This is a genomic window from Chryseobacterium oleae, from assembly GCF_900115055.1.
GTDB lineage: Bacteria > Bacteroidota > Bacteroidia > Flavobacteriales > Weeksellaceae > Chryseobacterium > Chryseobacterium oleae.
Genome location: NZ_FOVD01000004.1, coordinates 354,696 through 380,467, shown reverse-complemented (window position 1 = coordinate 380,467; position 25,772 = coordinate 354,696). Strand labels below are relative to the sequence as shown.

Genomic DNA, 25,772 nt, shown 5'->3' with positions numbered 1-25,772 from the left:
AAGAAACAAATTGCAGATTAAGCACAGCTTATCAAATCACGATGTTTATTATACCACAAAACCTTTCCTATAAAGAAAAACAAACATCTATTACGTAGAAATACGGACTCTCCAATTTGGTATTTTCTACTCTAGTGCTGCCTTTGTATATGTTGTTCCTTTGGCTTATCAAAAAAACTAACAACCAACGGCGGAATCCGAAAAGCCCAGAACAGAGTAGGAAAACTTAACAACTGAAAAAACTATTATCATGGACGAGTACATTGGAATTGTAAAACTATTTGCTGGAAATTTTGCACCTAGAGGCTGGATGTTTTGTGACGGAAGCTTACTGAGAATTTCAAATAATTCTGCTTTATTTTCCATCTTGGGAACGACTTACGGAGGAAACGGTATCGATACTTTTGCTCTGCCTAATCTAAAAGGTCGTATGGCCATCGGAGCCGGAAATGTAAATGCAAACGAGTATTATCCTTTGGGAGTTGCTGCCGGAACTACACAAAATACCATTATGGCACAGAACCTTCCAAGTATAGGTTCAGGTTTTCAACTGAAAGTGGCTAACACAAATGCTACCGTTTCCACTCCTACAGCCACTACTTCCATAGCCAAATCAGGAACACAGGTTGGAAGAGATTTCAATGCTGTACCGAGCTTTGCTGCTGTAGATCCTGATACCGCTATTAACGCAAGATCTCTATCATACATCGGGCAAAATCTTCCGGTGAATAATATGCCGCCTTACTTAGGGCTAAACTACATCATCTGTATTGAAGGAATATATCCTCCACGCAGCTAAAAAAAACAATTTATTTAAAACCTAAATCATGAAAAGAACTATTTTTTTAACCATCTGTAGTCTGTTCATATCCTTATTTTCTTTTGCACAGACAAGTACAGAGCAATTTGAAACCGAATCGAACGGAAGTGCAAGTTTTACCGATAACGGAGTGATCTTTAATATCATCTCTCATGTAGGACTTTTTGACATCCAGGCGAATTACCCTAATACAGGATGGAACGGAACAGCTAACGATAACAGATATATAGATAACTCCAACGATACTGCTTCACCACCGTCTTTCAGTATTAAAACGACATCGAACCTGTTTAAAGCAAACCGTTTCTGGATGTACCTTTCTGCTCTTAATTTAGATCTGACTGTAGCGGGGACCCTAACAGTTACAGGAAGGCTAAGCGGTGTTACTAAGTTTACACAGACTAAATCTACAGGCTTTAACACTTCTATGGCTACAGCAAACGGATATACCCTGATAGATCTGACCAATTTAAACGGTCAGAACTACTCAAATATCATTATTGACGAGCTTAGAATTACCCTGGGAGGAGGTTACAGATATGGAGGGCTCGACGCATTTAGTTGGGTAAAAGATTCCGGTATCGTACTGGCAACTAACGAAGCTACTTCTTCAAAAAAAATGATGAGTATCTATCCTAATCCTACCAGCGGATCTCTTTCTATTCAGACAGAAGACAATGCGCCGGCTGAAATTTACAGCCAGGAAGGGAAATTGCTAAAAAAAATGGATCTGAAGAAAGGAACCAATCAGACAGACATCTCGGAACTTCCGAATGGCGTTTATATCCTCAAAACACCATCAGGCTCTTCCAAGATCATCAAAAAATAAAAATTTTTCATAAGTGATTTGTGCCCTCGAAAAGATTCTAATGCATAAATGAGAAATTCCCTGATCCCTCAGGGAATTTTTGTTTTTTAGCGGGTCCATTTGTGAAGATGTTCTATTCTTGCATTTCTTTTTAGCAGGGATTGAAACCTCAGCTGTAAAAGAATACGACGTCCTTCAATGGTTCTGGTAAAAACAAGTTCTGATTTTTCAATTTTTTCGCTCCAGGTTTTCATAAACAGCTCAGCGCTTTTTTTGTTTTTAGCAAAAACTTCCGGTACAGGATAATAGATATATTTCTTCGTAAAGAAAAGCTTAGCCTGCTGTTTAAGCAGATAACGCGGATTATCAATCTTAGAAATAACCTCCTGCAAAACCTGAATAAACTGTGATTTCTCATAGTGACTTCCACCGTCCAGATAACAGAACATATCACCTTTAGCCCCGGAACTTACCACTTTCATCTTTTCTGGAGGAGTTGTAATAATTCTCTCATAGATCAGGCAATTGAGAACAGTTTCACCTATGAGTCCGATATGTCCTGCCGCGTTTTTATATTTGAGATACTGTCTCAATGCACGGTAAAATTTTAAACCATACGCAAGAAACCCTAGTCCTCCAAAGAGAAACATCACCCAGGAAAAGCTTTTAACAGAATTTATCGCCTCCATATTCTTTAGTATTCCCAGAAGAAGATCCTGTCCAAATAACAAAACGGTTGATATCATTACTTTAGAAAGGTCCGCAGTCATTTTTCCGAGATAAGTCATCTTCATATCGGTCACTTCGGTAAGATCGCCGGAAGGAACCTTAATTTCTTCGACGAGAATATTTCCCTTATCTAAAGCTAATTTCCATCGCAACGTGAGATCTTTCCTGTTCTTAGCCCAGGAAAAACTCTCCTGATTGATGACTGGAATCTGATCTTCTTTTTCAATAGTCTTGATATTGAGTCTTTCAAAATTGTTCTCAATGGACGTTTCATCGTGGGTTGAAATTCCCACAAAGGTTTTAAATCTCTTTTTCACAATATCCATATCCTGACCACCATTCTCACTCTTTGGATCAAAACATACAAGATGCCATATATTTCCGGTCTTTTGGGAACTGTCTTTATCTATTCTTATGACTCTTCCTCTCATCTGGTTGGAAAGGACAAAGGAACTCACAAAACTGGCAAGAATCAAAGTATTCATTTTAGGAGCATCCCAGCCTTCACCCAGTAAAGCTTTCGTACCAATCAACACCTGAATATAACCCTGTTGAAAAATTTCTGTGATGATATGAACGATATCGTGTTTTATCTGTTCCGTCAGATTGACCTGGATGTAGTCCTTATCATATGCAACAGGTGAAAATGATACTCCCAATATCCCTTTTCTGGAACACCACTCATTCATCTTTTCCTTTACAGATAAAGGAATGATGACAATACTTCCCGTCAGAACACCTATTTTTTTATTCTGGGAATTCTCACGTCTCAGCTTTTCAAAAATAGGAATGGCTCCGATTTTGTCCAGATGGAGATTATTTTCGGTATCGGTGGATAGGTATTCCTTTTTTATAAAGTCTGTAAGAACTACCATTCTCAGATCTTCTTTCAAAACAGAAAATTCAAATTCCACAATCTCTTTAATCCCCTGAAGTTTTCCAATACTGGAATTAAGGATCTGGCTTACATTTCTATTGTTGAAAAAACTGATCGCCTTTTTTTCCAGGAATCCCTGTCTTTTCAATCTGTTCTCTAAAACGGTACGGTGATCTTCTTCGTTTTTAAAATTCACTTCATCTACAATCAGATAAAAGTCGAGAAGTTCTTCGAGCCAGAAAAAATCAAATTCAGGAATGTACTGATGCTGATCACCAATGATTTCAAAATGAATCTCAGAGATTTCTTTTTTTCTGAAATGAAGATAAATGAGCCCGGAAGTATAGGAGGATATATTTTCATAGATCCATTCCAGATGATCCATTGGTTTCTGGTAAACAGGGTGCTGTTCCAATGCATTGAGAAGAATATCGTCATTCTCAATTTCTTTAAAAAACGCCGCAGCCTGTGTATAATAATGTTCTATTTTCTGCTGCTCTTCATAGGTTGGCAATGTAAAATACACCAGATCCTGGTGCGGACAAAGATCGCCTTCAATCATTAATTCCGGAACGGAAATCTCTGCATCTATGGGGCCGTTCAGCTGCATATATTTTTGCCATTCGGAGCCGGAGACATCAAAAGGAGGGGTTGCGGTAAGGGAGACAACGGTTGGATCTATCGATGTTTTCAATTCCATCAAGCTTCTCCACCATGCATTTTTCAGATGATGGGCCTCATCAAAAATAAAGGTTTTCACTTTCTGCTTCTGAAGTTTCTTTATAATTTCAGTTAAGGAAACTCTGGATGATTTTTTTTCAATCTCCGTTTCATCGTCATCCGGCACACCTGATGCTGCATGAATTCCCTGATAAGTGGTGACGGTAATAAGTCCGGGATTTTTAATATCAGTGGAGATCCAGTCCGGTACTGTTTCTGTATCAAGAAAAAGTTCGCAAAATCTCTGCACCCATTGATTTTTGACAGCTAAGGTTGGGGCTACAATAAGTGTTGGTTTATTGAGTCTCAGCATAACTTCCAGTCCTAAAACGGTTTTTCCGGAGCCGGGAGGTGCGGTGACGTGCAGATGCCGATCGGTAAGAAATCCGTCAAGATCATCCAGAAATCTCTTCTGATAAGCGCGCCAGCTGTATTTAAATTTTGTATGGGCAGGAAAAATAGTCATGGTGATTGTTCAGTGATGCAATTAACAGCTATTTTTTCAAAGCCAAAATATATTTGTCGATGTACAGCTGTTTTTCTTTTGTTTTATACTGCTGGATATATCTGGGATGCTCAAGAACGGTCATGGTTTCAAATAGTTGAGCTTCTTTATTCAGTGCAGAAATAAATTTCGAATTCTTTTTGCCGAGAACAAAGACTTCGGAAGTATCCACGCCCAGGCTGATATGTTTTTTCAAAGAATCAATCATAAAATCTTTTACGGCTTCAAAAAGTTTTTTATCATCATAATAATTGGCGTTCAGCCAGCCGGTTTTTGCTTTCTTCACAATAGCCAGCGGAAAAGGTGAATTGATATAAACGTCTTTATAAAATTCTTCCGGACCACCATATTCAACAATCATATCATACATAAAAACAGAGGAAACTTCATGGGTGTGGGCCGACTGCATTTTAATTCCGCAGACCGCTTCCAGCCTTTTGGTATCGGTAAACGGAACGCCCGTCACTCCTGCTCCATGCCTGCTGGGATTGATCCCGATCATCAATTTCCTCTGGTTTCTGTCATTATAGTATTTGTGATAAAATTCTTCCATGACCGTCATCGTTTCCGGATTATCCAGATACGGATTCATAGCCTCGAAGCCTTCAGGAAGATCTCCTGAAAACTTAAGGTTTTTATTGAATTCTATGACAGCATCTGCAAAATTTTTATTCATTGAAAAATTATTTTAACCCCTCGAATTATCCTACTGATCTGTATTTTCATCATCGTCTTCGTCCTCTCCTTCATCAGATAATTCCATTTCGATATCAATAAAGTGAATATAAAGGCTGCAGATTTCGTCCTTTGCATCATACCCAAAGTAAACAGGATATACTCCATCTCCTAAACCGCTTGCAAATATTGGAATCTGATATTCTGTATCCGGCACTTTCCAATTGATCCAGTCTCCCAAATCTCTTTGATTATCAGGATTTTCTTTATAGTTTTTAGCAAAAATTTCTGCAAAATAGTCATCGTAAATATTTTCCACATCAAGTTCAGAAATAAACTTCTCCACATAAGGAACTACCTGTGTATCGGTAATACACGCCAACCCTGCATCTACTACAAAGCCAAAATAATCTTCTTCCTCAGAATCTCCAAGTTCCTCTTCTCCTATCAATGCCTCTCTGTATACAACAGCCTCTTCTTTTGTAAATTCCACTTTCACAGCAGCATACCGGTCTCCCCAATCTTCGAATTTGGCCACAGCGATTTTAACGGGGAAATTACCTTTTGGCACTTCAACAAAATAGGGTTTCTCCTTTGCATTTAAATAAACCAAAGGATCTCTTACAATCACTTTTCCGGACGGCAGGGAAACATTCCCGATTTCCATGACTTCCATTTCCTGCTCCAGAATTTTATCTGAAGTAAAATAGGTTTCCAAATCTACGGGACAGGTAAGGATATCTTTTACCTCTTCCCATTTTTGCATCCAGCTTTCGTTCATTGTTTTTATTTTTTACGATTTGATTTAAAGTTTAAAAATACCTGTTTTATTATTCACCGTCAAATTCATCCTCATCTTTCAGGCCTTTGATGAAAGTTTCAAAGTCTTTGGCGAGAACTATTTTTTTATAATCATTTTCCTGATCAATATGAACCACTTCCGGTTCACCGTCTTTTCCACAATTGGAATAATCCAGCAAAACCATATCGTGCCCAGCCGAAGGACAGTCGCAGATATAGATACCAATTGCAGGATAGCCCCATTCCTCAATCATAAACTGGCTTCCGAGTTCTCCACAGATGGAATAGGTTTTCTCTCTTCCAATGCCCATAATTCCGGTAATCGCAATATGATCATCGGCCCATGAATTCTCTTCTGAGGTAGGAAAGCAGGATTTATCAACCAATCCGCCATTCTGCAGTTTCATCAGTTCGATATAAGAAGCCGGAAGTTTGTACCCCAGTTCTTCTTCTATTGAAGTAATAAGTGCATCATCCGGAAATGGCTCAATATAATCTCTTACGGAATAACTGCTTTCGTTCCAGAAATCCGTAAAGTCAAAGTCTTTGAAAAATTGTGGCTCCATATTTTGTCTTAAATAAATGTGATTTTGATTTGCTGTAAAAGTAATTATCATTTTTAATAAAAAGCCTTACTAAACCAATATTTTTCATGCAGTAAGTTGACAGGGATCATTAAAAAATCCCTTTCAGTAAAAACCAAAAGGGACTATCAATTTATATTTTATTTTAAGAATCAGCGCATATATAACATGCTCTTGCAATATCCGGCCATCTTCCAGGGCGGCAACAACTTCCCGGAGGGCAGGAATTAGGGAAACAAGCCCAGTTTGGACCGGCACCTTTAACAGATCTCAATTCATTTCTTGAAAGTTTTTTTAAATTTTCCATAGTCATGAGTTTTTAATTTTTTTCCTACTCTATATGCTTTTCGGATTTCGCCTTTTAAAGTTACTATTTTTAATATAAACTTTTATTTTCCAACGGCTTACTTGTTGATCCCTGACAAGGATAATTAAAAAAATCCCTTTCAGTAAAAACCAAAAGGGATTATCAATTTATATTTTATTTTGAATTAAATCAATCCAAACTGCTCGAAATGGTGCGTAAAATGCTTCTTATGCATCAGCTCCCACATTTCTTTATTCAGTTTTCCGAATACATAGTTCATGTGCTCAGCCTGTGGATTTTCTCTGTAATAGACTGTAAATCTCTGTAAGTTATCCAGGAATGACTGTTTGGCAGCTTCCAGGTTTTTATGTTTTAATTCCAGTAAGGTTTCATCTTCAGCCAGGAATGGAGCAGGGAAATCTTTCGGCATTTTTCTGTGATTATAAAGGGAATCCTGCCATTTTTCCAACTGTTCTTCCGGCGTGAAACATTTGTCGGCTTCCGGCTCACCTAAGCTTACCAGAACTCCGTGTTCAAGATGTTCGATCATTTGCTGAGGAGACATTTTACCCCAGTTTATCGGTGTCGTTTCTGTTAAACCACTCAATATTTTCTGAACATTTTTCACTTTCAAATCGATGAAAGGAGAATGCTTGGCCACCAATGTCAGGATCGTCGCTACACAAACGATCTCATCTCTTTGGTTCAGCACTTCCACCAACCATTTTACAACACCGGAAGGAATGTTTCTTCCTTTTACGCCTCTGTTTATTTTTTCTTTTGCTGTTAAATAAACCGTGATGGTATCTCCCGCATAAACCGGTTTAAAGAATGAACAGTTTTCCAAACCGTAGTTGGCGATAACAGGTCCTTTTTTCCCTGAAACAAACAGTCCTGCTGCTGCAGAAAGGATGAAATATCCATGGGCTACCGTTTTATCGAAAATCGTTCCGGTTAAGCTTGTAGCATCGGTATGTGCATAGAAATGATCCCAGGAAACATTGGAGAAATTAACGATATCTGCATCGGTAACCGTTCTTCCTGCCGTTTCCAATGAATCTCCTACTTCAACTTCTTCAAAATATTTCTGGAACGGATGCTTGTCTGAGAATTTTTTCTCTGCACCCTGCTGATATACTTTTGTAATTGCTTTCAACACATCCGGAGAACCCTGAATCGCTGTTTTCTGAAGGAAGAAATGAAGACCGTTCAGTCCGCCCATTTCCTCTCCTCCGCCAGCTCTTCCCGGACCACCATGCATCAAAGTAGGCAACGGAGAACCGTGACCAGTACTTTCTTTGGCGTTATCTCTGTTCAGCACAAAAATTCTACCATGTTGGGAAGCCATTTTCCATGAAGTTTCTGCGATAAAGTTTTCGTCGTGGGAAATAATAGATCCTACCAAACTTCCTTTTCCTCTTTTAGCAAGAGCCGCCGCTTCTTCGGCATCTTTATAAGGCATTAACGTAGAAACCGGTCCGAAAGCTTCTACATCATGAGAGATATTTTTCTCGAAAGGCTTATCGTTTAAGAACAGTTTCGGGCTCATGAATGCACCATTATCATAGTCTGCATCTACAAGTTCATGTTTTCCGTCGTAAACCAGTTCTGTTTCTGATTTTAAAATATTTACTTTTCTAACCACCTCATCGTACTGCTGTTTTCCTACCAGTGATCCCATTCTGGTTTCTCTGCTCAACGGATTTCCGATTTTGGTTTGGTCTAAAGCTTTAGATAAGGCATTCTGAACATCTCCGATCAGGTGCTCAGGAACAATAATCCTTCTGATTGCCGTACATTTCTGACCTGCTTTGGTAGTCATTTCAGTACGTACTTCTTTGATGAAGAGATCAAATTCCGGAGTTCCCGGTTTTGCATCCAGACCTAAAATTGAACAGTTCAGAGAATCTGCTTCCATATTGAAACGCACTGCATTTCCAGCGATAGAAGGCATTGATTTCAGCTTTCTTCCTGTATTGGCAGAACCAGTGAACAGTACGGAATCACCATCCTGAACATAATCCAGAATATTTCCCGGCTCACCACAAACCAATTGAAGGGCACCTTCCGGAAGGACACCACTTTCGATCATGTCCTGGAAAACTGCATTGGTCAGGTAAGAACCGTAAGGAGATGGCTTTACAATGGAAGGAACACCTGCCAACAGGGAAGTTGAGAGTTTTTCCAGCATTCCCCAAACCGGGAAGTTATAAGCATTGATCTGTATAGAAACTCCCTCACTTGGTGTGAGAATGTGAGTTCCCAGAAAAGTTCCGTTAGCAGAGATTTTCTGAGTTTCGCCATCCACCCAGAACGGAGTGTTGGGAAGCATTCTTTTGGCCAATCCGGAATAGGTAAAGAAAGTACCGAAACCTCCTTCTATATCTACCCAAGAATCTGCGTGGGTAGCTCCGGTTTTATATGATAATTCGTAATATTTTTTCTTTCTTTCCAAAAGATAAAGAGCCACTTTTTTCAGCATCTCTCCTCTGTCATAAAACGTCATGGAAGAAAGGTTTTTGTAGCCTACTGTTCTTCCGTAGTCAAGAGCCTGCTCAAAATTAAGCCCTTCTGTATCTGAAACAGCAACCTGCTCGCCTGTAACGGCATTGTATAAAGGAACTCCGTTTCCGGTACCTTCTACCCATTCTCCGTAGATGTAATTTTTCAGTTTTTCCATATTATTTTTAACTTTTTATTTCTTTTTAATCTCTAAAAAATCCTACTTTTTCTTTAAACCTTATAGGTTTTTGAAACCTATAAGGTTTGTGGACCGTTTATTCTAAATTCATAAAATCATATTCTACACTAGATTTATGATAACCAAGAAAGTCGTCTTTTGAATCGAAGTATTTCAATATTTCTCCTCTTTCAATACTACTAGGTTTTTCTACGTTGGTGTAAGAATTATATGAAGAATATTTCCATTTTTCAGCCTGACTGACAAAACCATGATGTACAGGATTATTATGGATATAGTGTAACAGTTTAAGCAGGTATTTTTCATCCTGAACTCTCTTCCTTCTCAGGAAGTCAATAAAGAGAGTTCCTTTCCTACTATATCTTCTGTTGTAAGCTTTAGCATAACTATTCAGAAAATTACTGAACGGCCTCATCAGATATTGATGTTCATCTTCGATCTTATCGTCAGTTAAATCTTTAAATCTCATTAGTAAATGAAAATGGTTTGGCATCAAACAATAAGCATAAATTTCTGCTATCGGAGTGATATATTTTAATAACCTGTCCAGAAAATACTGATAGTTACTATCCTCTACGAATAATAAATCTTTTCCGTTGGCATGCGAGTATATATGATAAGTATATCCGGACTCAAAATGCTCTGCGATGGTCATTTCTTCTTTACTAATTCTAAATTTATTTTTTAATAATGAGTTGTACTATTTTCCTTCCTCCCATAAACAGCAACAGCAGAATAAGGGAAAAATCCAGGATCAGGACTGCATCCACAAACAGGGTATATAAAAAATCCTTCTGTTTCAGCTTTCTGATCACATGTTCTGATTCTACATGCTCCAACGCATCGGAAATACCCATTGATTCCCATAATAGATAGAACCCCGCATAATTGATTCCGACAACGGCAATCAGGAGGAAAATCCAATATTTCTTTAGACGGTCTATCATTTATTTCTTTTTCTGAAGAAGTTCCAAAGCTTCTTTCAATGTATATTTTTTGTATTCAAATCCTCCTGCATCTTTAGCATAATCTTCGATGGTTCTGCCAAATCCGGAATTCTTTCTCAGTTCGTTGACAGCCTCCGGGTCTTTTATCGGCCACACAAATGACAGGGTTTCTGTTTTTCCGTTTTTAGTTGAAAAAATTGAACGGATCTGTGTTCCATAGATTTGTTCTTTGTTTTCGTACATGAGCTTTCTGTCCATCATCATAGCATACAATCTGAACGGAAGTTCTTTTTCATCGGCTGCTTTTTTGATCAGAGGAAAATACTTTTCGATTTTAGGGGAATGCTGAATGACATACCATACGGCATAATTTTCAGGTTCACCTACCATAGATTTTCCGGGATAGCCATATTTTTCAATGATCTTCTCAACTTTAACCAGATTCTTCTGATCCTGATCGTCCATCAATTTGATCAGCCCCGTACTCACGTCTTCTGGAGAGAGGTTTTTCTCTTTTATGATCTCGGCCTTTCTTTCGGGCGTAATATTGGGCTGTGTCAGCTCACGGTAAATCTGGTCGTCTTTATAGATCTGCGCCAGCTCTTTCTTGAGTTCGATATTGAGTGGTTTTTCTTCCGTTTTCTGGCTATCTCCGAACTTTAAAACTTCATCTAAAGTATAATTTTTAAAAACAAAATTTTTCCCGTAGAGACGCTTGGCATAGCTTTCCACCGTATCATAAAAACCGGCTTCCTTTCTGAGTTTATTTACATTTTTAACATCTTTAATCGGCCAGATAATAGGATCACTTTCTTTCTCTCCATCGTGAGAAGAAAACCCCTGAGTTCCGTAGATCTGTTCTTTTCCATCATTCATCAATTGTCTGTCCAGCATCATGGCATACAATCTGAACGGAATTTCTTGATGATCAGCCGCCGCTTTAATGAGGGGCATATATTGATTGATTTTAGAGGAGTGCTGAATAACAAACCATGTGGTTTCATTTTCAGGTTCTCCTACCAAAGATTTTCCAGGATATCCATATTCTGCAATAATTTTTTCAACTTTTTCGAGATTGACTTTATCCTGCTCATCCATCAGTGACCACAATCTATCCGTAATATCTTCTTTAGTAAGATTTTTTTCTTTCATGACCTTTTCCTTTTGCTCCAGGGAAACGTCAGACTGCATCAGTTCACGATAGATCTGATCATCTTTTTGAATCGTGGCCAATTCATTTTTAAGCTTTACATTAATTTTCTTATCCTGCTTTTTCTGAGCATTGATTAACACTGAAAAGAAAATGGCGAAAAATAAATATCTCATGATCCGTATTTTGATGGTTTATTTTTTAGGTTCCTTGTATGGGAAAAGTTTCACCAAACCTTCGTACAAACTTCGGTGAAGAATGGTCGCATGATTGTCTGTCTCCATCATTTTATATTCTACAGTCCAGTTCTTTTTACCGGCCTGTTTCAGTACGTCATAAAGAGATGCTGCGTCTTTTACCATCACAGGATGTTCGTCTTTTCCTACAGAAACGTATATAAATTTCTTAGTATCCGGGCTTTTGGAAAGCCATTGAGGAGCCTGTTTCAATAAGCTTTGATCATCCCACCACAAACTTGGACTGATGATAAAATAGTTATTGAACATTTCCGGTTTTTTGAAAAGTATTTCTGTTGCCAGAAGTCCACCCAGTGACTGTCCGAATACATATTTCTCCGTTGTTTTATACTGGTTTCCTATGTAAGGGAGTAATTCTGTTTCCAGAAAATCTATAAACTTATCTGAGTGTCCTGTAGTAGGATAATCCTGCTGTAAATCTTTCAGATCGGTATGAAAGGTAAAATCCCTTTTTCTGTCGATGTTGGCAATTCCAACTATGATGGTTTCCGGCATTGCATACATTTGATTAAAGAACTGCACCAATCCCGAAACGTGGATAAAGTCTTCATTCATTGAGCCATCCAGCAGATAGATCACCGGGTATGCTTTTGTTTTATCAAAACCTTGTGGCAGATAAATATTTAAAGTTCGGTCTTCATTTAATATCTTAGATTTAAATGTTCTGACCTCTCCGATAGTCAACGGTTTTACTTTTTCATTCTGGGCTAAAACCATGAATTGAAAAGTAAACAGCAAACTACAGGCAATGAGCATCTTTTTAATCATATTCGTTTTCATTATATCATAAAACCTTATACGTTTTGAATAAGGTTTAAAAGTTTATTTTAAATCCGCCCAGATGCTGTAGTCTACAGTTTTGGTCGCGGTCTGTTCTACATATTCTGAGAACGGTTCACATGGAAGGATAGCTTCTTTTCCTTCTCTTGCCAGTTGTTGGTACAGCTTAGTTCCTTCTGTTTTCCAGTGAATCATTTCATCGGAAACATCACGAATGATTTTTGCAGGGCTTCCTACGATCAGTTTTCTTGGTCCGCAAGTGAAATTAGCCGGAACAAAAGCCAATGCTCCGATGATGCATTCATCACCGATAACTGCTTTATCCATCACGACGGAATTCATGCCTACCAGGCAGTTTTTACCGATATGTCCGGAATGAATGATTGCTCCATGTCCGATATGGGCTGATTCTTCAAGAATGGTTTCAATATTCGGGAACACATGCAGGGTACAGTTTTCCTGCACATTGGCTCCGTCTTTAATGATGATTTTGCCCCAGTCGCCGCGGATCACCGCATTGGGTCCTATGTATACTTCTTCACCGATTTCCACATTCCCGATGATCACCGCCTGCGGATGAATATAGGCAGAGGGCTTAATGATGGGGCGGATACCGTGGTATGAGTAGATGTTCATAATGTTGATGAGATGATTTGATGATGTGTTGATGTGACGATTTGATGATTTGATGATTGGTCACCGCATCGGCATATCAACACATCATCACATTAATTATACTTTTTCAATGACCATTGCATAACCCTGTCCGACACCGATACAAAGGGTACACAATGCATATTTCTTATCTTGTTTCTCCAGTTCAATAGCAGCAGAACCAATGATTCTTGCTCCTGAAACTCCCAGCGGATGGCCGATGGCAATAGCTCCTCCGTTTGGATTCACTCTTGAATCATCATCTTTTAATCCTAAGCTTCTGGTCACGGCCAATGCCTGTGCTGCAAATGCTTCGTTCAGTTCAATGATGTCCATATCTTCCAGAGAAAGATTTAATCTTTTTAATAATTTCTGGGTCGCTTCTACAGGTCCGATTCCCATAATTCTCGGTTCCACACCGGCTACGGCAGATCCTAAGATCTTAGCTTTTGGTTTTAAACCATATTTTTTTACGGCTTCTTCACTTGCCAGGATAAGCGCTGCTGCTCCGTCATTCATTCCTGAAGCATTTCCTGCCGTTACAGTTCCTTCTTTTCTGAAAGCCGGACGAAGTTTTCCCAAACCTTCCATAGAAGATGTAGGCTTGATGAATTCATCCTGATCAAAAACTTTAGGTTCCCCTTTTTTCTGAGGAATTTCAACTTTTACAATTTCTTCCGCCAGCCTTCCGCTTTGTTGGGCTTTTGTAGCTTTCTGCTGAGACCAAAGGGCAAATTTATCCTGATCTTCTCTGCTGACATTATGCATATCGGCTAAGTTTTCAGCGGTTTCTCCCATTCCGTCAACTCCGTACATCTCTTTCATTTTCGGGTTAACAAAACGCCATCCGAAAGTCGTATCAAACATCTGGCTGTCTCTTCCGAAAGCAGCACCCGGCTTAGACATTACGTAAGGAGAACGCGTCATCTGTTCTACTCCACCAGCGATGTAAATTTCACCTTCTCCGGAAGCAATGGAACGGAAAGCATTAGCCACCGCCGACATTCCTGAAGCGCAAAGCCTGTTTACCGTTTCTCCACCTATCTTGTAAGGCAGCCCGGCCAATAAAAGAGCCATTCTCGCTACGTTACGGTTATCTTCTCCCGCCTGGTTAGCACATCCGAAAATAACGTCCTCAATTTCCTCAGCAGGAACTTTAGGATTTCTGGCCATCACTTCTTTAATAACCACTGCCGCCAGATCATCAGCTCTTACTTCTGATAATCCGCCCTGCAGTTTTGAAATGGGTGTTCTTACGTAGTCTATGATGTATACGTTGTTCATTTTTATTAATTTAACAATGTATCAGTTTAACAATGTAACAATTGGATTGGTAGATTGGTACATTTTCAAATTGGTACATTTTGTTTATAGTTCTGTTACTTTTTTTCCAATTTTATAGACGGTTCCGACGAATTTTGCGATCAGTTCATTGTTCTGATTGGTTATCTTTATGTCATAAACCGCTGTTTTTCTGGTATCGTTCACCAGAATACTTTCTGCTCTGAAAACATCACCTTCTTTACCGGCTTTGGTAAAATTGATGATACAGTTCAGCGCAACAGCTGCATCTCCGGAATTGTTGGACGAAAATGCCAGTGCAGAATCTGCAAAGGCAAACGTAACGCCTCCGTGAACCGTTTTCAACCCATTAATCATTTCTTTCTTGATGGGCATTTCTATTAAACAATAATTTTCTTTGACTTCGATCATTTTGATATTCATCCACTGGGAAAAATAATCCTGACCGAACATATAATCTGCAACTTGTCTCGGCGTCATAAATTCTGATTTAACCATGTTTTTATTTTTATTTAAATCGGATTTTATCCGATTCTATGTTAAATCGTCCCTTTGGGACTCTAACAGGTATATTTTTTTATATTGCTACGCTGTTATATTTTTACATTGTTAGATTTATTATATTTTGCGAAGCAGAGGGCTCTGTCTGTATCTTTCTTCCTGATATTCTCCGTAAAGATTTTGTAGGGTTTCTGAGATTTTTGAATACCCGATTTCTTTTCCCCATGCCAGTAATCCTTTTGGATAGTTGACTCCCTTCTGCATGGCCAGCTCGATATCTTCATCGTTGGCAATTCCTAACCTTTTGGCTTCCACAGCTTCGTTGATTAACATTGAAATAATCCTTAAGAAGATCTGCTGATATAATACATCATCTTTTTGAGCGACCTTTTTTTCTGCGCCTTCTGAGTAATCATAGAAACCTTTTCCCGTTTTTCTGCCGTGAAGCTTGGCCTCAGCCATTCTTTGCTGAAGCAGAGAAGGTTTGTATTTCGGATCGTAGAAATAGTCTTTGTAAACGGTTGTGGTTACGGCAAAATTGACGTCAACACCAATTAAATCCATCAGTTCAAAAGGTCCCATTTTAAAGTTTCCTAATGTTCTCATCGCATCGTCTACCTGTTCGGGAGTTGCAATGTTTTCTTCAACAATCCTTAATCCCTCTCCATAGTAAGGACGGGCAATTCTGTTGACGATAAATCCAGGAATATCCTTAGCAATCACAGGAATTTTTCCCCATTCTTTCATGAGGTTGTAGATTTTTTCCGGTAATGATTTTTCTGTTAATAAAGAAGGAATCACCTCAACCAAAGGCATTAGTGGCGCCGGATTGAAAAAGTGAATTCCGATGAAACGCTCCGGTTTCTTTAATTCTGCACCAAGAGAGGTGATAGAAATGGATGACGTATTGGAACCAATGATACAGTCGTCGGAAACATAGGTTTCAAGTTCTGTAAATACTTTGGTTTTTATGTCTTTATTTTCGATGATGGCTTCTATGACAAGATCTGAGTCTTTCAAATCCTGTAAAGCTTCACCTTTAATGATATTGGTTCTGATTTCTGTGGCTTTTTCCTGAGAAATTTTAGCTTTTTCCACTAATTTCTGAAGTGTTTTCTCTAAGCCTGATAATGCTTTATCAATCTGCGGAGCATTTGCATCGAATAAAACGACTTTGCATCCCGCTGTTGCAGCCACCTGAGCAATTCCTACGCCCATGGTTCCTGCCCCGATAATTCCGATATTTTTCATTTTTTATAGATATTAGAAACCAGAAGTTAGAAGTTAGATCGCATACTTACTAATATCTAACTTCTAATCTCTAGCTTCTATAATTTATTTTCCTTTATACTCAGGTTTTCTTTTCTGTAAAAAGGCATTTACACCTTCGATGAAGTCTTCTGTTTCTGCAGCTTCCTGTTGCAGATCGCCTTCCAGTTCCAATTGCTCTTTTAATGTGTTGGTATAAGACTGAGCAAAGGCTTTCTTGGTTAATTTAAGAGCAGCAGTCGGCATATTTGACATTTTCTCAAGAATCTCCATAGATTTCGGAGCAAATTCTTCTTCAGTGAATACTTCAGCCACTAAACCGTAAGATTTAGATTCTTCAGCCGACAGTCTTTTTCCTGTAAATGCTAAATAATTGGCTAACTGTCTTCCCAATAATTTTGGAAGGAAATAAGTTCCACCTGTATCAGGAATCAATCCGATATTTGAAAATGCCTGAGCAAAATAAGATTTATCTACTGCCAAAACAAAGTCACAGATTAATGCCAACATTGCACCTGCACCTACTGCAGGACCGTTTACCAATGCCACAACAGGCTTTTTACAACGCGTGATTTCTGTTACCAGAGGATTGTAGTAATCCACTACAATTTTTCTGATGATATCGTTATCATGGTGTTCGTTACCCTGTACGAAAGCATCATCCAGATTCTGACCGGAGCAAAATGCTCTTCCTCTTCCCGAAATCGCCACACATCTTACGGTTGGATCTTCGCTGCATTCTTTAATAAAATCTTTCAGATCTGATAAAGATGGCTTGGTAAGCGCGTTCATTGTTTCCGGTTGATTGAGGTAAGCAATTTTCAGTTTTCCGTCAAAATGCGTTTCAATATCAAGTTGTGTATACATGGTTTTAAATTTAAAATTAAATGATTAAAGAATTAAAAAATTACACTGCTCTAATTTAACAATATAAAATAATGTGGCAATCTCTATCATGTAACAATCTAACAGATTAACAATGCTGCAAATAAATCTAACAATGTATCAGTTTAACAGTGTAGCAATTATTTTGCTGTTGTTAAACTGGTACATTGATTTATTGTTACATTAAATGCCCAATTCCACAACATGGATCACCGTAATTTCGGGATCGGGAATCTGGGATAGTATGTTTAAAATATTTTTTTGCATAATTTAAAAAAGAAAAAGCTTCTTTTTATTCCCTTATTTATAGGGGAATATTATTATAATAATTATCAAATTTAATGTGATCTATTTGACCATCATCATTTATAGGCATAACATTACAGTCGGACAGGATATTATCTTTTGCTATAACTTTTTTACATCTCAGATAAAGTCCGGTATTTATATTACTTACTTCATTGCCTGATACCGTAACTCTTCCATCAAGGGAAACTTCATGATTAATCGTAATCCCATAACCAGTTCCATTTCCATAAATTAAGTTATTTGAAACTACGAATCGTTTCGTTAAGTTATTAACCGCTTCATAATCATCAGGTGATGGAGGTGTAAATCCATTTATTGCGATACCTGTAAATGTATCTCCCTGAGGAGAAGCTTTAAAATTATTATTGCTTATCAATGCATTTCCTAAAACAGAAGTTATCCTTTTAGTTTCTGTTGAATTTCCATTAGAATCAGTTGTAATCGTGATTGAATGAGCTGAATATTCTATTGTTGCTGCATGTACATTAGAAGCACAATTATTGGATATGTTGATATTATTTATATTACCTCCAATCGTAACTGCTGTTCTAACGTTGTTAAAATTATTATTTTGTATATTGATATTATCTGCTGCTATCTCATCTACCTGGGACTGAAGCAATATTCCATAAGTCCTGCTATCAGAGGTTTCTATAATATTATTGTTAATTGAAATATTTTTAAACTCATTAGCAAGGCCATCTGTTAATCTGGAAGAAGAGTTAATAACTCCACTGTCGTCGGCAATCAGCTGATGAATATAATTATCAGAAATAATGGCATTCTTCTTAGTTCCATCAAATCTGATAGCTCCCCAGGTCGTATTCCTAAACATGTTGTTACTGATAATAAAGTTATTCACATTATCATAAAAATCTATTGCATACAGTCTGTGGTGTCCGGTATTATTCCTTCCACAATATTCAAAATTGTTGTTTGTAATCAAAACTGATCCATAGTATCCGCAATCAAATGCAAATATCCCACAAGGAGCTGTGGAAGGGTTTAAATTTTTTGCATTTTTAAAAGTATTGTTCTCCACAATAAAATTGGCATTATGTGATTGCGTAAGTCCTAAATGCTCCATTCTGAACATTTGTGATTGTACTCCACTTTCAAAATAATTATTAGATACTTTTATAGTTCCTTCACAATTATAAAATTGTATTGCTCTCGTGTATAAGTCAAAGAATCTACAATCATTAATTTCTATATTTGTAGATTCAAGTGAATTGATGATATATATTCCTCCATTGAAATCTCTTAATATTTCAGTTGCAGCACTATCCCAGTCATGGGCAGTGTAAACCTGCAGGTTTCTTTTATTTAAATCAAAACTAATTCCTTCAATAATAAAATTGTTACAATTTGAAAAATGTAAGAAATAAGAATTAAATCGCTGATTACTATTTGATTTAATTACTGTATGTTGCTTATCTCCTAAAAGTTTAAAACAGGAAATATTTACAAAACTTAATTGTTCATTAAGAATATATTCTTTCGCATCAAATCTTAAAGTTGCTCCTAAATATCCCGCGGTATTAATCGCTTTAGTTAGCATGACTTTATCTCCGGTCCCATTTGTTAAATCAGTGGGATAAGTACATCTGTACCATTCTACATTAATGGTATTCTCTGTATAAATGGCTTTATAATATTTCCCGTTTTCTTGTCTCAGAACAACACCATCTAGTAAACTGGTACTAATAGGGTCTATTTCCTGATAACGGATAATTTCTCCGGTATTGTGAAATGTTTTAATAATAGTAGATTCCTGGCACGTTGATGGAAATTTCTGGCTGTTGCAATTTGTCATAATAAATGTTTTGTGTTGATTAGTTTAAATAAGATCATTAAAAAATGATACTGAAGCAAAACTAAGGGCTGCTAACGACAAAACTCGTCGTATCATTTATTACTTACAAAATGAAGTCATTTATTGAAAATGACTTTTTGACATTTAATGACATTTAAAATAATCAAACGGCTCCAGACAGTCTAAGCATTGATAAGAGGCTTTACACAAGGTAGATCCAAACCTGCTTATCTGTTTTGAATTCATAGAACCACAACGCGGACATTTTTTCGGTTTCCCGATATGATGCTCGTCTGCACCTTTTTCAGGAGGTGTGATTCCATAAATACGAAGTTTTTCTCTCGCTTCATCCGTTAACCAGTCCGTTGTCCATATTGGAAACATTTTGGTTACCACTTTCGCATCCCAGCCGTTTTCCTTCATGATCTTAGTGATATCTTCCTCAATGGTGAACATGGCGGGACAGGCAGAATAAGTAGGCGTAATGGTTACTTCGCAGGTATTTTCACCGGTAACTTTTGCCTCTCTTACAATACCTAATTCCACAACATTGATCACCGGAATTTCGGGATCGGGAACCTGGGATAGTATGTTTAATAAATTATTCAAAATTTCAATCTAACAATTTAGCAGTGCATCAATATAACAATTCCTACCACGTACAGCCCGGGTAAGCTCTCTGCATATACTGAAGTTCGCAAAGGATAAATCCGAAGTATTCTGTATGATAACCTGTTCTTGATTTAGGCTGCATGAATGGATTTGCCGGATATTCCAGCCCATATTCTGCGAAATCTTTTTGTGTGATGGCTAAGAATTCTTTGTATAATTCATCTCCGTCCGGAGCGATATTTAAAGCAATTAAATCATCCTCTCCTTCCACTTTCGCGAAGAGACCTTTTGAATATTCCCAGATATTATCAAGAGATTTTACTAAACGTTCACGGCTTTCTTCTGTTCCCTGAGCAAAAATCTTCATCCAGGAAGAAGCGTGTGTGTAGTGATATTTTACTTCTTTTAAAGATTTCTGAGCCAATGCGGAAAGTTCTTCATCCGCAGAATTTGACAATGCCTCATACATCAGTTTCTGATATACAGAGAATACATAAACTTTAAGAATAGTCTGTGCATAATCTTCATTAGGAAGTTCTACCCAATGTGCGTTGACATACTCGTGTTCGTATCTTAAGAAAGCCAAATCGTCTTCACTTTTACCGTTATCCGCAACTCTTGATGCATACACATAAAAGTTATTGGCCTGGCCAAGTTCGTCCAATGCAATGTTTGTCAATGCAATATCTTCCTCTAAATAAGGACCTTCACCGCACCATGCAGACAGTCTTTGTCCCATGATGAAGCTGTCATCAGCAAACTTTAATAAATAATTATATAATGGATTCATTGTTTTATTTTTTTTGTAAAACGTAAAATGTCGGTTGTACTTTGTACTTTTTACAGCCTACCTTTTACAGAAAATTACATGTTTTTTACATCATTAGGAATATCATAGAACGTCGGGTGACGATATAGTTTGTCATCTGCCGGATCAAAGAAAGCTTCCTTGTCTACTCCTTCTGAAGTCACGATATATTTACTTGGAACTACCCAAACAGAAGTTCCTTCTTTTCTTCTGGTGTAAACGTCTCTTGCGTTCTGCAAAGCCATTTCTGCTGTTGGCGCCTGTACTATTCCTGCGTGTTTGTGAGATAATCCCGGTTTAGTCTGAATAAACACTTCCCACATATCTAAATTTGCCATAGTCAAATTCTAAATTTAACAATGTATAAGTGTAACAGTTTACCAATCAGAGATTCTTCGCTTTGCTCAGAGTGACCAATTGATTGTTACATTTTTACATTGGTATATTGTTACATTATTATATTACTTCTTTTTGTTGTTTCTCTGCAAAAGCTATTGCTGCCTCTTTTACCCAAAGGTTTTCCTGCTGCGCTTTTACTTTAGTTTGTAATCTTTTCTTATTACAAGGTCCGTTTCCTTTTAAGATTTCCATGAATTCATCCCAAGGAAGATCACCGAAATCGTAATGCTGTCTTTCTTCATTCCACTTCAGATCTTTATCCGGAACGGTTAATCCCAAAAATTCAGCCTGAGAAACGGTAACGTCAATAAATCTCTGACGAAGACTGTCGTTACTTTCTCTTTTTACTCTGTAATTCATTGAGATTTTAGAGTTTGGAGAGCTGTCGTCATTGGGACCAAACATCATTAAAGCCGGCCACCAGAAACGATTTAACGAAGCCTGAGCCATTTCTTTCTGCTGTTTTGTTCCACGGCAAAGCGCCATCAGAATTTCGTAGCCCTGTCTTTGGTGGAAAGATTCTTCTTTACAGATTTTCACCATCGCTCTTGAATAAGGACCATAAGAATTCCCCATCAGCATCACCTGGTTCATAATGGCTGCACCATCTACCAACCAACCGATTGCACCGATATCTGCCCAGCTCAATGTAGGATAGTTGAAAATACTTGAGTATTTCGCTTTCCCTTCCAACATATCTTCGTAAGTGGCATCTCTGTCTGCTCTGATGGTTCCGTTTCCTAAAGTTTCGGTTGCAGAGTACAGGTATAAACCGTGTCCCGCTTCATCCTGAACTTTAGCTAAAAGAGCCATTTTTCTTCTCAGTGAAGGCGCTCTTGAAACCCAGTTGGCTTCCGGCAGCATTCCGACAATTTCAGAATGTGCGTGCTGTGAAATCTGACGAACCAATAATTTTCTGTAATCATCGGGCATTACATCTTTTGGCTCTACTTTATTCTCGTCGTGAACGTATTGAACAAATTTTTCTAAATCCATTTCTTTTGTCTTTTGTATTAAAGTAAAATGTCGGGTGTACAATGTATTTTGATTTACTTTTTACATTGTACATTGTACATTTTACAAAAAATTAAACATCATAATTAAGCATCACCACATTCGTTGTCGGGTGACATTGACACGTCAGAACATAGCCTCTGGCTACTTCATCTTCGGTAAGCGCGAAATTTTTCTCCATGAAAACTTCTCCTTCCAAAACCTGCGCTTTACACGTACAGCAAACTCCTCCTTTACATGCGAAAGGCACCGGAAGATTGTCTTTTAATGCTTTATCTAAGATACTCTCTTTTTTAGAATTCAGGTGGAAAGAATATTCATCATCATCAATGATCACCGTTACCATACTTTCCAAATTGGCAATGGCTTTAAACTCATCACTCATCTCCTCGGAATTCTCTTCGTCAGGAGCCGTGAAATATTCAAACAAAACCTGAATGGCAGGTACTTTTTTATCTTTCTTTAAATAATCTGCGATCCCTTTGATCATTTCTGCCGGACCACAGATAAAGTAAGTGGCTTCTTTTACATCAATATCTGCATATCTTTCAAACAGCTGTTCCAGTTTTTCAGCAGAAATTCTTCCTTCGAATACCGGATCTTCATGTTTTTCACGGCTTACCAGATAAATGACTTTCAGTCTTCCGTTGAAGTGCTCTACCAATTTATCAATCTCAGCTCTTTTCATCACATGATTCATGCTTCTGTTGCTGTAGAAAAGATAAGCGCAGCTGCTCGGTTCCTGGTAAAGACTTTCCTTAATATTCGATAAAACTGGGCTGATCCCGCTTCCCGCCGCCAAACCTACATAGGTTTTCACATTGGTAGGGTGATATGAAGTATTGAAGCCACCCATTGGAGGCATTACTTCCAGCAGCTCATCCATATGAAGATGCTCATTGAAATATCCTGAAACCTTTCCACCTTCCAAAAGCTTTACCAGTACTTCCAGTGTATTGCTTTTTTCGCTCGGGGCGTTGCAGATAGAATAAGAACGTCTTTCTTCGTTCCCGTTGATCATCATACGGAAATTAAGATACTGCCCCTGCTTGAACCTGAATTTATCCTTCAGCTCCTCGGGAACTTCTACTGCCACGTTCACCGCATCAGGAGTATCTTTCTGAACCCTTACCGTTTTAAGTTTATAAAATGAATTCATTATTTTTTAAGTATTCTATTAATTTTTCCGCCTTCGCACTTCGGCAGGCTGTCCTGGGCATGAATTTTTACTTTCGTGGTAATTCCTACCCTCTTTTTTATTTCGTTTTCTATGCTTTTTCCAAAGTTGCCGACAAAATTAAAATAATCATCGGTATCAGCGTATATTTTTTGTGCTTTCACCAGTTCATCATCAATTTCTACATCAATATCCAGTGCTACACACATCTGCTCTTTTTCAACCGGGGTAAGATAATAGTTCGGAACCACTCCTTTTACATGTGAAAATGCTTCTTCGATCTGGCTTGGATAGACATTCACGCCTCTCACTATAAGCATATCGTCTGCTCTTCCTTTGATAGGTCTCATTTTCACCATGGTTCTCTTTGCATTCTCATCGTAGTAAAGGCTTGTGATATCATTGGTCCAGTAACGTAAAAGCGGCATTGCTTTTTTCGTTAAAGTCGTAATCACCAAAACGCCTTCTTCTCCGAACGGAACCGGCTGTTTCGTCACAGGATCTAATATTTCAGGATAAAAATGGTCTTCCCAGATGTAAGAACCTCCTTTTTCTTCAAAATCCTCCATGGATACTCCGGGACCGATGATCTCGCTTAATCCATAGATATTCGTTGCATGAAGGCCCAATCTTTCTTCGATGTGGCTTCTGATAATTTCTGTCCATGGCTCAGAACCTAAAACAGCATATTTCAGACTGATCTCGTCTGCAGAAACTCCTCTTTTCGTAAATTCATCAGCAATCGTTAATGCATAAGACGGCGAACAGCAAATCACTTCAGGTTTAAAATCTAAAATCAGATCAACCTGTCTGGCGGTCATTCCCCCTGAAATCGGAAGAACGCTCATTCCTAATTTTTCAGCTCCGTAATGAAGTCCTAAACCTCCGGTAAAAATTCCATATCCGTAGGCATTGTGCAACTGCATTCCGGGTCTTGCTCCTGCTGCATATAGTGATCTGGCAACAACTTCACTGAAAAGATCCACATCTTCTTTTGTGTAGCCGACAACTGTAGGTTTTCCTGTAGTTCCGCTGGAACAGTGAATTCTCTGCAGCTCATTTTTCGGAACGGTAAAAAGTCCGAACGGATAATGATCCCTAAGGTCCTGTTTGTAAGTAATCGGAAGTTTCGTGATATCTTCAATGGTCCTTATATCCTGTGGAGATATTCCTGATTCATTAAATTTTCCTCTATAAAATTCTGATCTCTCACTAAGATAGCCGACCAAATCTGTCAACCGCTCAGACTGAAGCAGTCTCAACTGGTCGAGTTTTAAATATTCAACTGCAAAATCCATATCCTACTAACTAACATTTGTTAGGTGTAAATTTAAAAAGAATTTCAATCCTGACAAAATTTTTATGACTTTCGTCATATTTTGAATGATTCTAAATAATGAAACAATGAGTTCTTTCGCCCGTGAATACGACCAAATACTTAGGGTAAATGAGAAGGCATCTTTATTTGAAACATTAAGATTTTTTAAGGAGTAAAGAATAATTACGGAAATATCAAAGATATTTTTAAACTTGAGGACTTTAAATCTAAGGGTAGATTCTTAATTCATCTTCTATACTTAAAAATTTAATGGTCAGTTTTTCTCCCGCAGATTAAAAAGGTATAGCAGATTTTGTAATAATGCAGGAATCCAAGGATTGTCAAAAACTTTTGTGAACTTCTAAGTATTAAAATCTTTAGCTTAAAATGTAACCTTGTGCACAAAGCTTTTGTGTCTTTTGTGGTAAAAAAAATTATTGTTTCTGATTGCCTAATAGCCCGTAAAGAAGCTTAGCCCTTATTTCATCAGTAATTTCAGAGGTGGATTCCGTATTTCTTTTGAACCAGAAATAGGAATTATTAAGGGTATGAAGAATAAATCGTGTTGTAAAGGTGGGGGATTTCAGTTCCCATTTCTCAGCTTCGTAGATCTCAGAAATCAGCTGTTCTACCTCATTCTGATAGTTCTTTCTCAGTTCTATGAATTCCGGAAGTCTTTCTTCAAGATGCCTCCATTCATTGGAGTAAATATGGGTCACATCGCGGTTTTGAAGAACAACCGACAAATGTTTATCTAAAAATAAATTGAGTTTTTCTTTTGGAGCAATGTCCGTGTTTTTTACTTCCTGGAGTTCATCAAAAAATTCCTGAGCAATACCGAAGCAGATCCATTCCAGAATTTCTTCCTTTGAACGGATGTGGGCATACAGCGACGCAGCTTTGATATTAAGCTTTGTGGCCAGATCTCTTACCGAGCTGCCCATATACCCTTTCTCTTTGAAAAGTTCTACGGCTACGTCTAAAATTTTCCTTTGTTTTTCTTTAAGTTCCATCTGTAAAATGCAAAAGTAATTATTCTAAGGTTAA

The 25,772-nt window shown here is 37.9% G+C and carries 25 protein-coding genes; 2 read left to right on the top strand and 23 right to left on the bottom strand.

Features of this window, described 5'->3' with window-relative positions:
• Window positions 1-250: 250 nt before the first annotated feature.
• Window positions 251-799 (top strand): phage tail protein, encoded by a 549-nt coding sequence (locus BM143_RS15405; protein WP_090025336.1) that lies wholly within the window; start codon window positions 251-253, stop codon window positions 797-799.
• A gap of 28 nt (window positions 800-827) precedes the next feature.
• Window positions 828-1,649: a T9SS type A sorting domain-containing protein gene (locus BM143_RS15400; RefSeq protein WP_090025334.1), complete on the top strand. Its 822-nt coding sequence runs from the start codon at window positions 828-830 to the stop codon at window positions 1,647-1,649.
• Window positions 1,650-1,735: 86 nt separating this feature from the next.
• On the opposite strand, the gene BM143_RS15395 is transcribed toward BM143_RS15400, so the two are convergent.
• The 23 genes from BM143_RS15395 to BM143_RS15290 all read right to left on the bottom strand — a co-directional run bounded on the left by BM143_RS15395 (window position 1,736) and on the right by BM143_RS15290 (window position 25,738).
• Window positions 1,736-4,420, bottom strand: a complete 2,685-nt coding sequence (locus BM143_RS15395) for a DEAD/DEAH box helicase family protein (protein ID WP_090025333.1) — start codon at window positions 4,418-4,420, stop codon at window positions 1,736-1,738.
• 28 nt (window positions 4,421-4,448) lie between these two features.
• A complete protein-coding gene (locus tag BM143_RS15390) occupies window positions 4,449-5,135 on the bottom strand; it encodes an SMUG2 DNA glycosylase family protein (protein WP_090025331.1) in 687 nt (228 codons plus the stop codon).
• 30 nt (window positions 5,136-5,165) lie between these two features.
• Window positions 5,166-5,915 carry a DUF4241 domain-containing protein gene (locus tag BM143_RS15385; protein ID WP_185116551.1) on the bottom strand — a complete coding sequence of 250 codons (750 nt, stop codon included), beginning with the start codon at window positions 5,913-5,915 and terminating at the stop codon, window positions 5,166-5,168.
• A gap of 49 nt (window positions 5,916-5,964) precedes the next feature.
• Window positions 5,965-6,501 (bottom strand): SMI1/KNR4 family protein, encoded by a 537-nt coding sequence (locus BM143_RS15380; protein ID WP_090025328.1) that lies wholly within the window; start codon window positions 6,499-6,501, stop codon window positions 5,965-5,967.
• A gap of 163 nt (window positions 6,502-6,664) precedes the next feature.
• Window positions 6,665-6,826 carry a bacteriocin-like protein gene (locus BM143_RS24340; RefSeq protein WP_449384776.1) on the bottom strand — a complete coding sequence of 54 codons (162 nt, stop codon included), beginning with the start codon at window positions 6,824-6,826 and terminating at the stop codon, window positions 6,665-6,667.
• A gap of 184 nt (window positions 6,827-7,010) precedes the next feature.
• Window positions 7,011-9,506, bottom strand: a complete 2,496-nt coding sequence (gene paaZ / locus BM143_RS15375) for a phenylacetic acid degradation bifunctional protein PaaZ (protein WP_090025326.1) — start codon at window positions 9,504-9,506, stop codon at window positions 7,011-7,013.
• Window positions 9,507-9,603: 97 nt separating this feature from the next.
• Complete coding sequence (locus BM143_RS15370; RefSeq protein ID WP_090025324.1) at window positions 9,604-10,182, bottom strand: transposase; 579 nt, start codon at window positions 10,180-10,182, stop codon at window positions 9,604-9,606.
• Between the two features lie 22 nt (window positions 10,183-10,204).
• Window positions 10,205-10,474, bottom strand: coding sequence for a hypothetical protein (locus BM143_RS15365; protein WP_090025322.1), 270 nt, complete (start codon window positions 10,472-10,474; stop codon window positions 10,205-10,207).
• Window positions 10,475-11,800, bottom strand: coding sequence for a DUF6624 domain-containing protein (locus tag BM143_RS24135; protein WP_185116550.1), 1,326 nt, complete (start codon window positions 11,798-11,800; stop codon window positions 10,475-10,477). It abuts the gene before it with no gap.
• An 18-nt stretch (window positions 11,801-11,818) separates the two neighbouring features.
• On the bottom strand, window positions 11,819-12,661 hold the full coding sequence (locus tag BM143_RS15355) for an alpha/beta hydrolase (protein WP_228430851.1): 843 nt from the start codon (window positions 12,659-12,661) through the stop codon (window positions 11,819-11,821).
• Window positions 12,662-12,703: 42 nt separating this feature from the next.
• On the bottom strand, window positions 12,704-13,297 hold the full coding sequence (locus tag BM143_RS15350) for an acyltransferase (protein WP_034725774.1): 594 nt from the start codon (window positions 13,295-13,297) through the stop codon (window positions 12,704-12,706).
• A gap of 96 nt (window positions 13,298-13,393) precedes the next feature.
• Complete coding sequence (pcaF, locus tag BM143_RS15345; RefSeq protein ID WP_090025319.1) at window positions 13,394-14,599, bottom strand: 3-oxoadipyl-CoA thiolase; 1,206 nt, start codon at window positions 14,597-14,599, stop codon at window positions 13,394-13,396.
• 84 nt (window positions 14,600-14,683) lie between these two features.
• Window positions 14,684-15,097, bottom strand: coding sequence for a PaaI family thioesterase (locus BM143_RS15340; RefSeq protein WP_090025414.1), 414 nt, complete (start codon window positions 15,095-15,097; stop codon window positions 14,684-14,686).
• A 138-nt stretch (window positions 15,098-15,235) separates the two neighbouring features.
• Entirely contained in the window at window positions 15,236-16,369 is a 1,134-nt protein-coding gene (locus BM143_RS15335) for a 3-hydroxyacyl-CoA dehydrogenase NAD-binding domain-containing protein (RefSeq protein ID WP_090025317.1), read from the bottom strand.
• A gap of 84 nt (window positions 16,370-16,453) precedes the next feature.
• Window positions 16,454-17,254, bottom strand: coding sequence for an enoyl-CoA hydratase/isomerase family protein (locus BM143_RS15330; protein WP_090025316.1), 801 nt, complete (start codon window positions 17,252-17,254; stop codon window positions 16,454-16,456).
• A 322-nt stretch (window positions 17,255-17,576) separates the two neighbouring features.
• Window positions 17,577-19,397 carry a hypothetical protein gene (locus tag BM143_RS15325; RefSeq protein WP_090025314.1) on the bottom strand — a complete coding sequence of 607 codons (1,821 nt, stop codon included), beginning with the start codon at window positions 19,395-19,397 and terminating at the stop codon, window positions 17,577-17,579.
• Window positions 19,398-19,541: 144 nt separating this feature from the next.
• Entirely contained in the window at window positions 19,542-20,006 is a 465-nt protein-coding gene (paaD, locus tag BM143_RS15320) for a 1,2-phenylacetyl-CoA epoxidase subunit PaaD (protein ID WP_047454464.1), read from the bottom strand.
• A gap of 43 nt (window positions 20,007-20,049) precedes the next feature.
• Entirely contained in the window at window positions 20,050-20,799 is a 750-nt protein-coding gene (gene paaC, locus BM143_RS15315) for a 1,2-phenylacetyl-CoA epoxidase subunit PaaC (protein WP_090025311.1), read from the bottom strand.
• A gap of 74 nt (window positions 20,800-20,873) precedes the next feature.
• Window positions 20,874-21,155, bottom strand: coding sequence for a 1,2-phenylacetyl-CoA epoxidase subunit PaaB (paaB, locus tag BM143_RS15310; RefSeq protein WP_034725794.1), 282 nt, complete (start codon window positions 21,153-21,155; stop codon window positions 20,874-20,876).
• A 118-nt stretch (window positions 21,156-21,273) separates the two neighbouring features.
• A complete protein-coding gene (gene paaA, locus BM143_RS15305; protein WP_317041321.1) occupies window positions 21,274-22,212 on the bottom strand; it encodes a 1,2-phenylacetyl-CoA epoxidase subunit PaaA in 939 nt (312 codons plus the stop codon).
• Window positions 22,213-22,303: 91 nt separating this feature from the next.
• The gene (locus tag BM143_RS15300) at window positions 22,304-23,389 is read right to left on the bottom strand and encodes a 2Fe-2S iron-sulfur cluster-binding protein (protein WP_090025309.1); all 1,086 of its coding nucleotides are present in this window, start codon (window positions 23,387-23,389) and stop codon (window positions 22,304-22,306) included.
• Entirely contained in the window at window positions 23,389-24,705 is a 1,317-nt protein-coding gene (locus BM143_RS15295) for a phenylacetate--CoA ligase family protein (protein ID WP_090025307.1), read from the bottom strand. Before BM143_RS15295 ends, BM143_RS15300 begins: the two co-directional genes overlap by 1 nt.
• 454 nt (window positions 24,706-25,159) lie before the next feature.
• Window positions 25,160-25,738: a TetR/AcrR family transcriptional regulator gene (locus BM143_RS15290; RefSeq protein ID WP_034725803.1), complete on the bottom strand. Its 579-nt coding sequence runs from the start codon at window positions 25,736-25,738 to the stop codon at window positions 25,160-25,162.
• Window positions 25,739-25,772 lie beyond the last annotated feature (34 nt).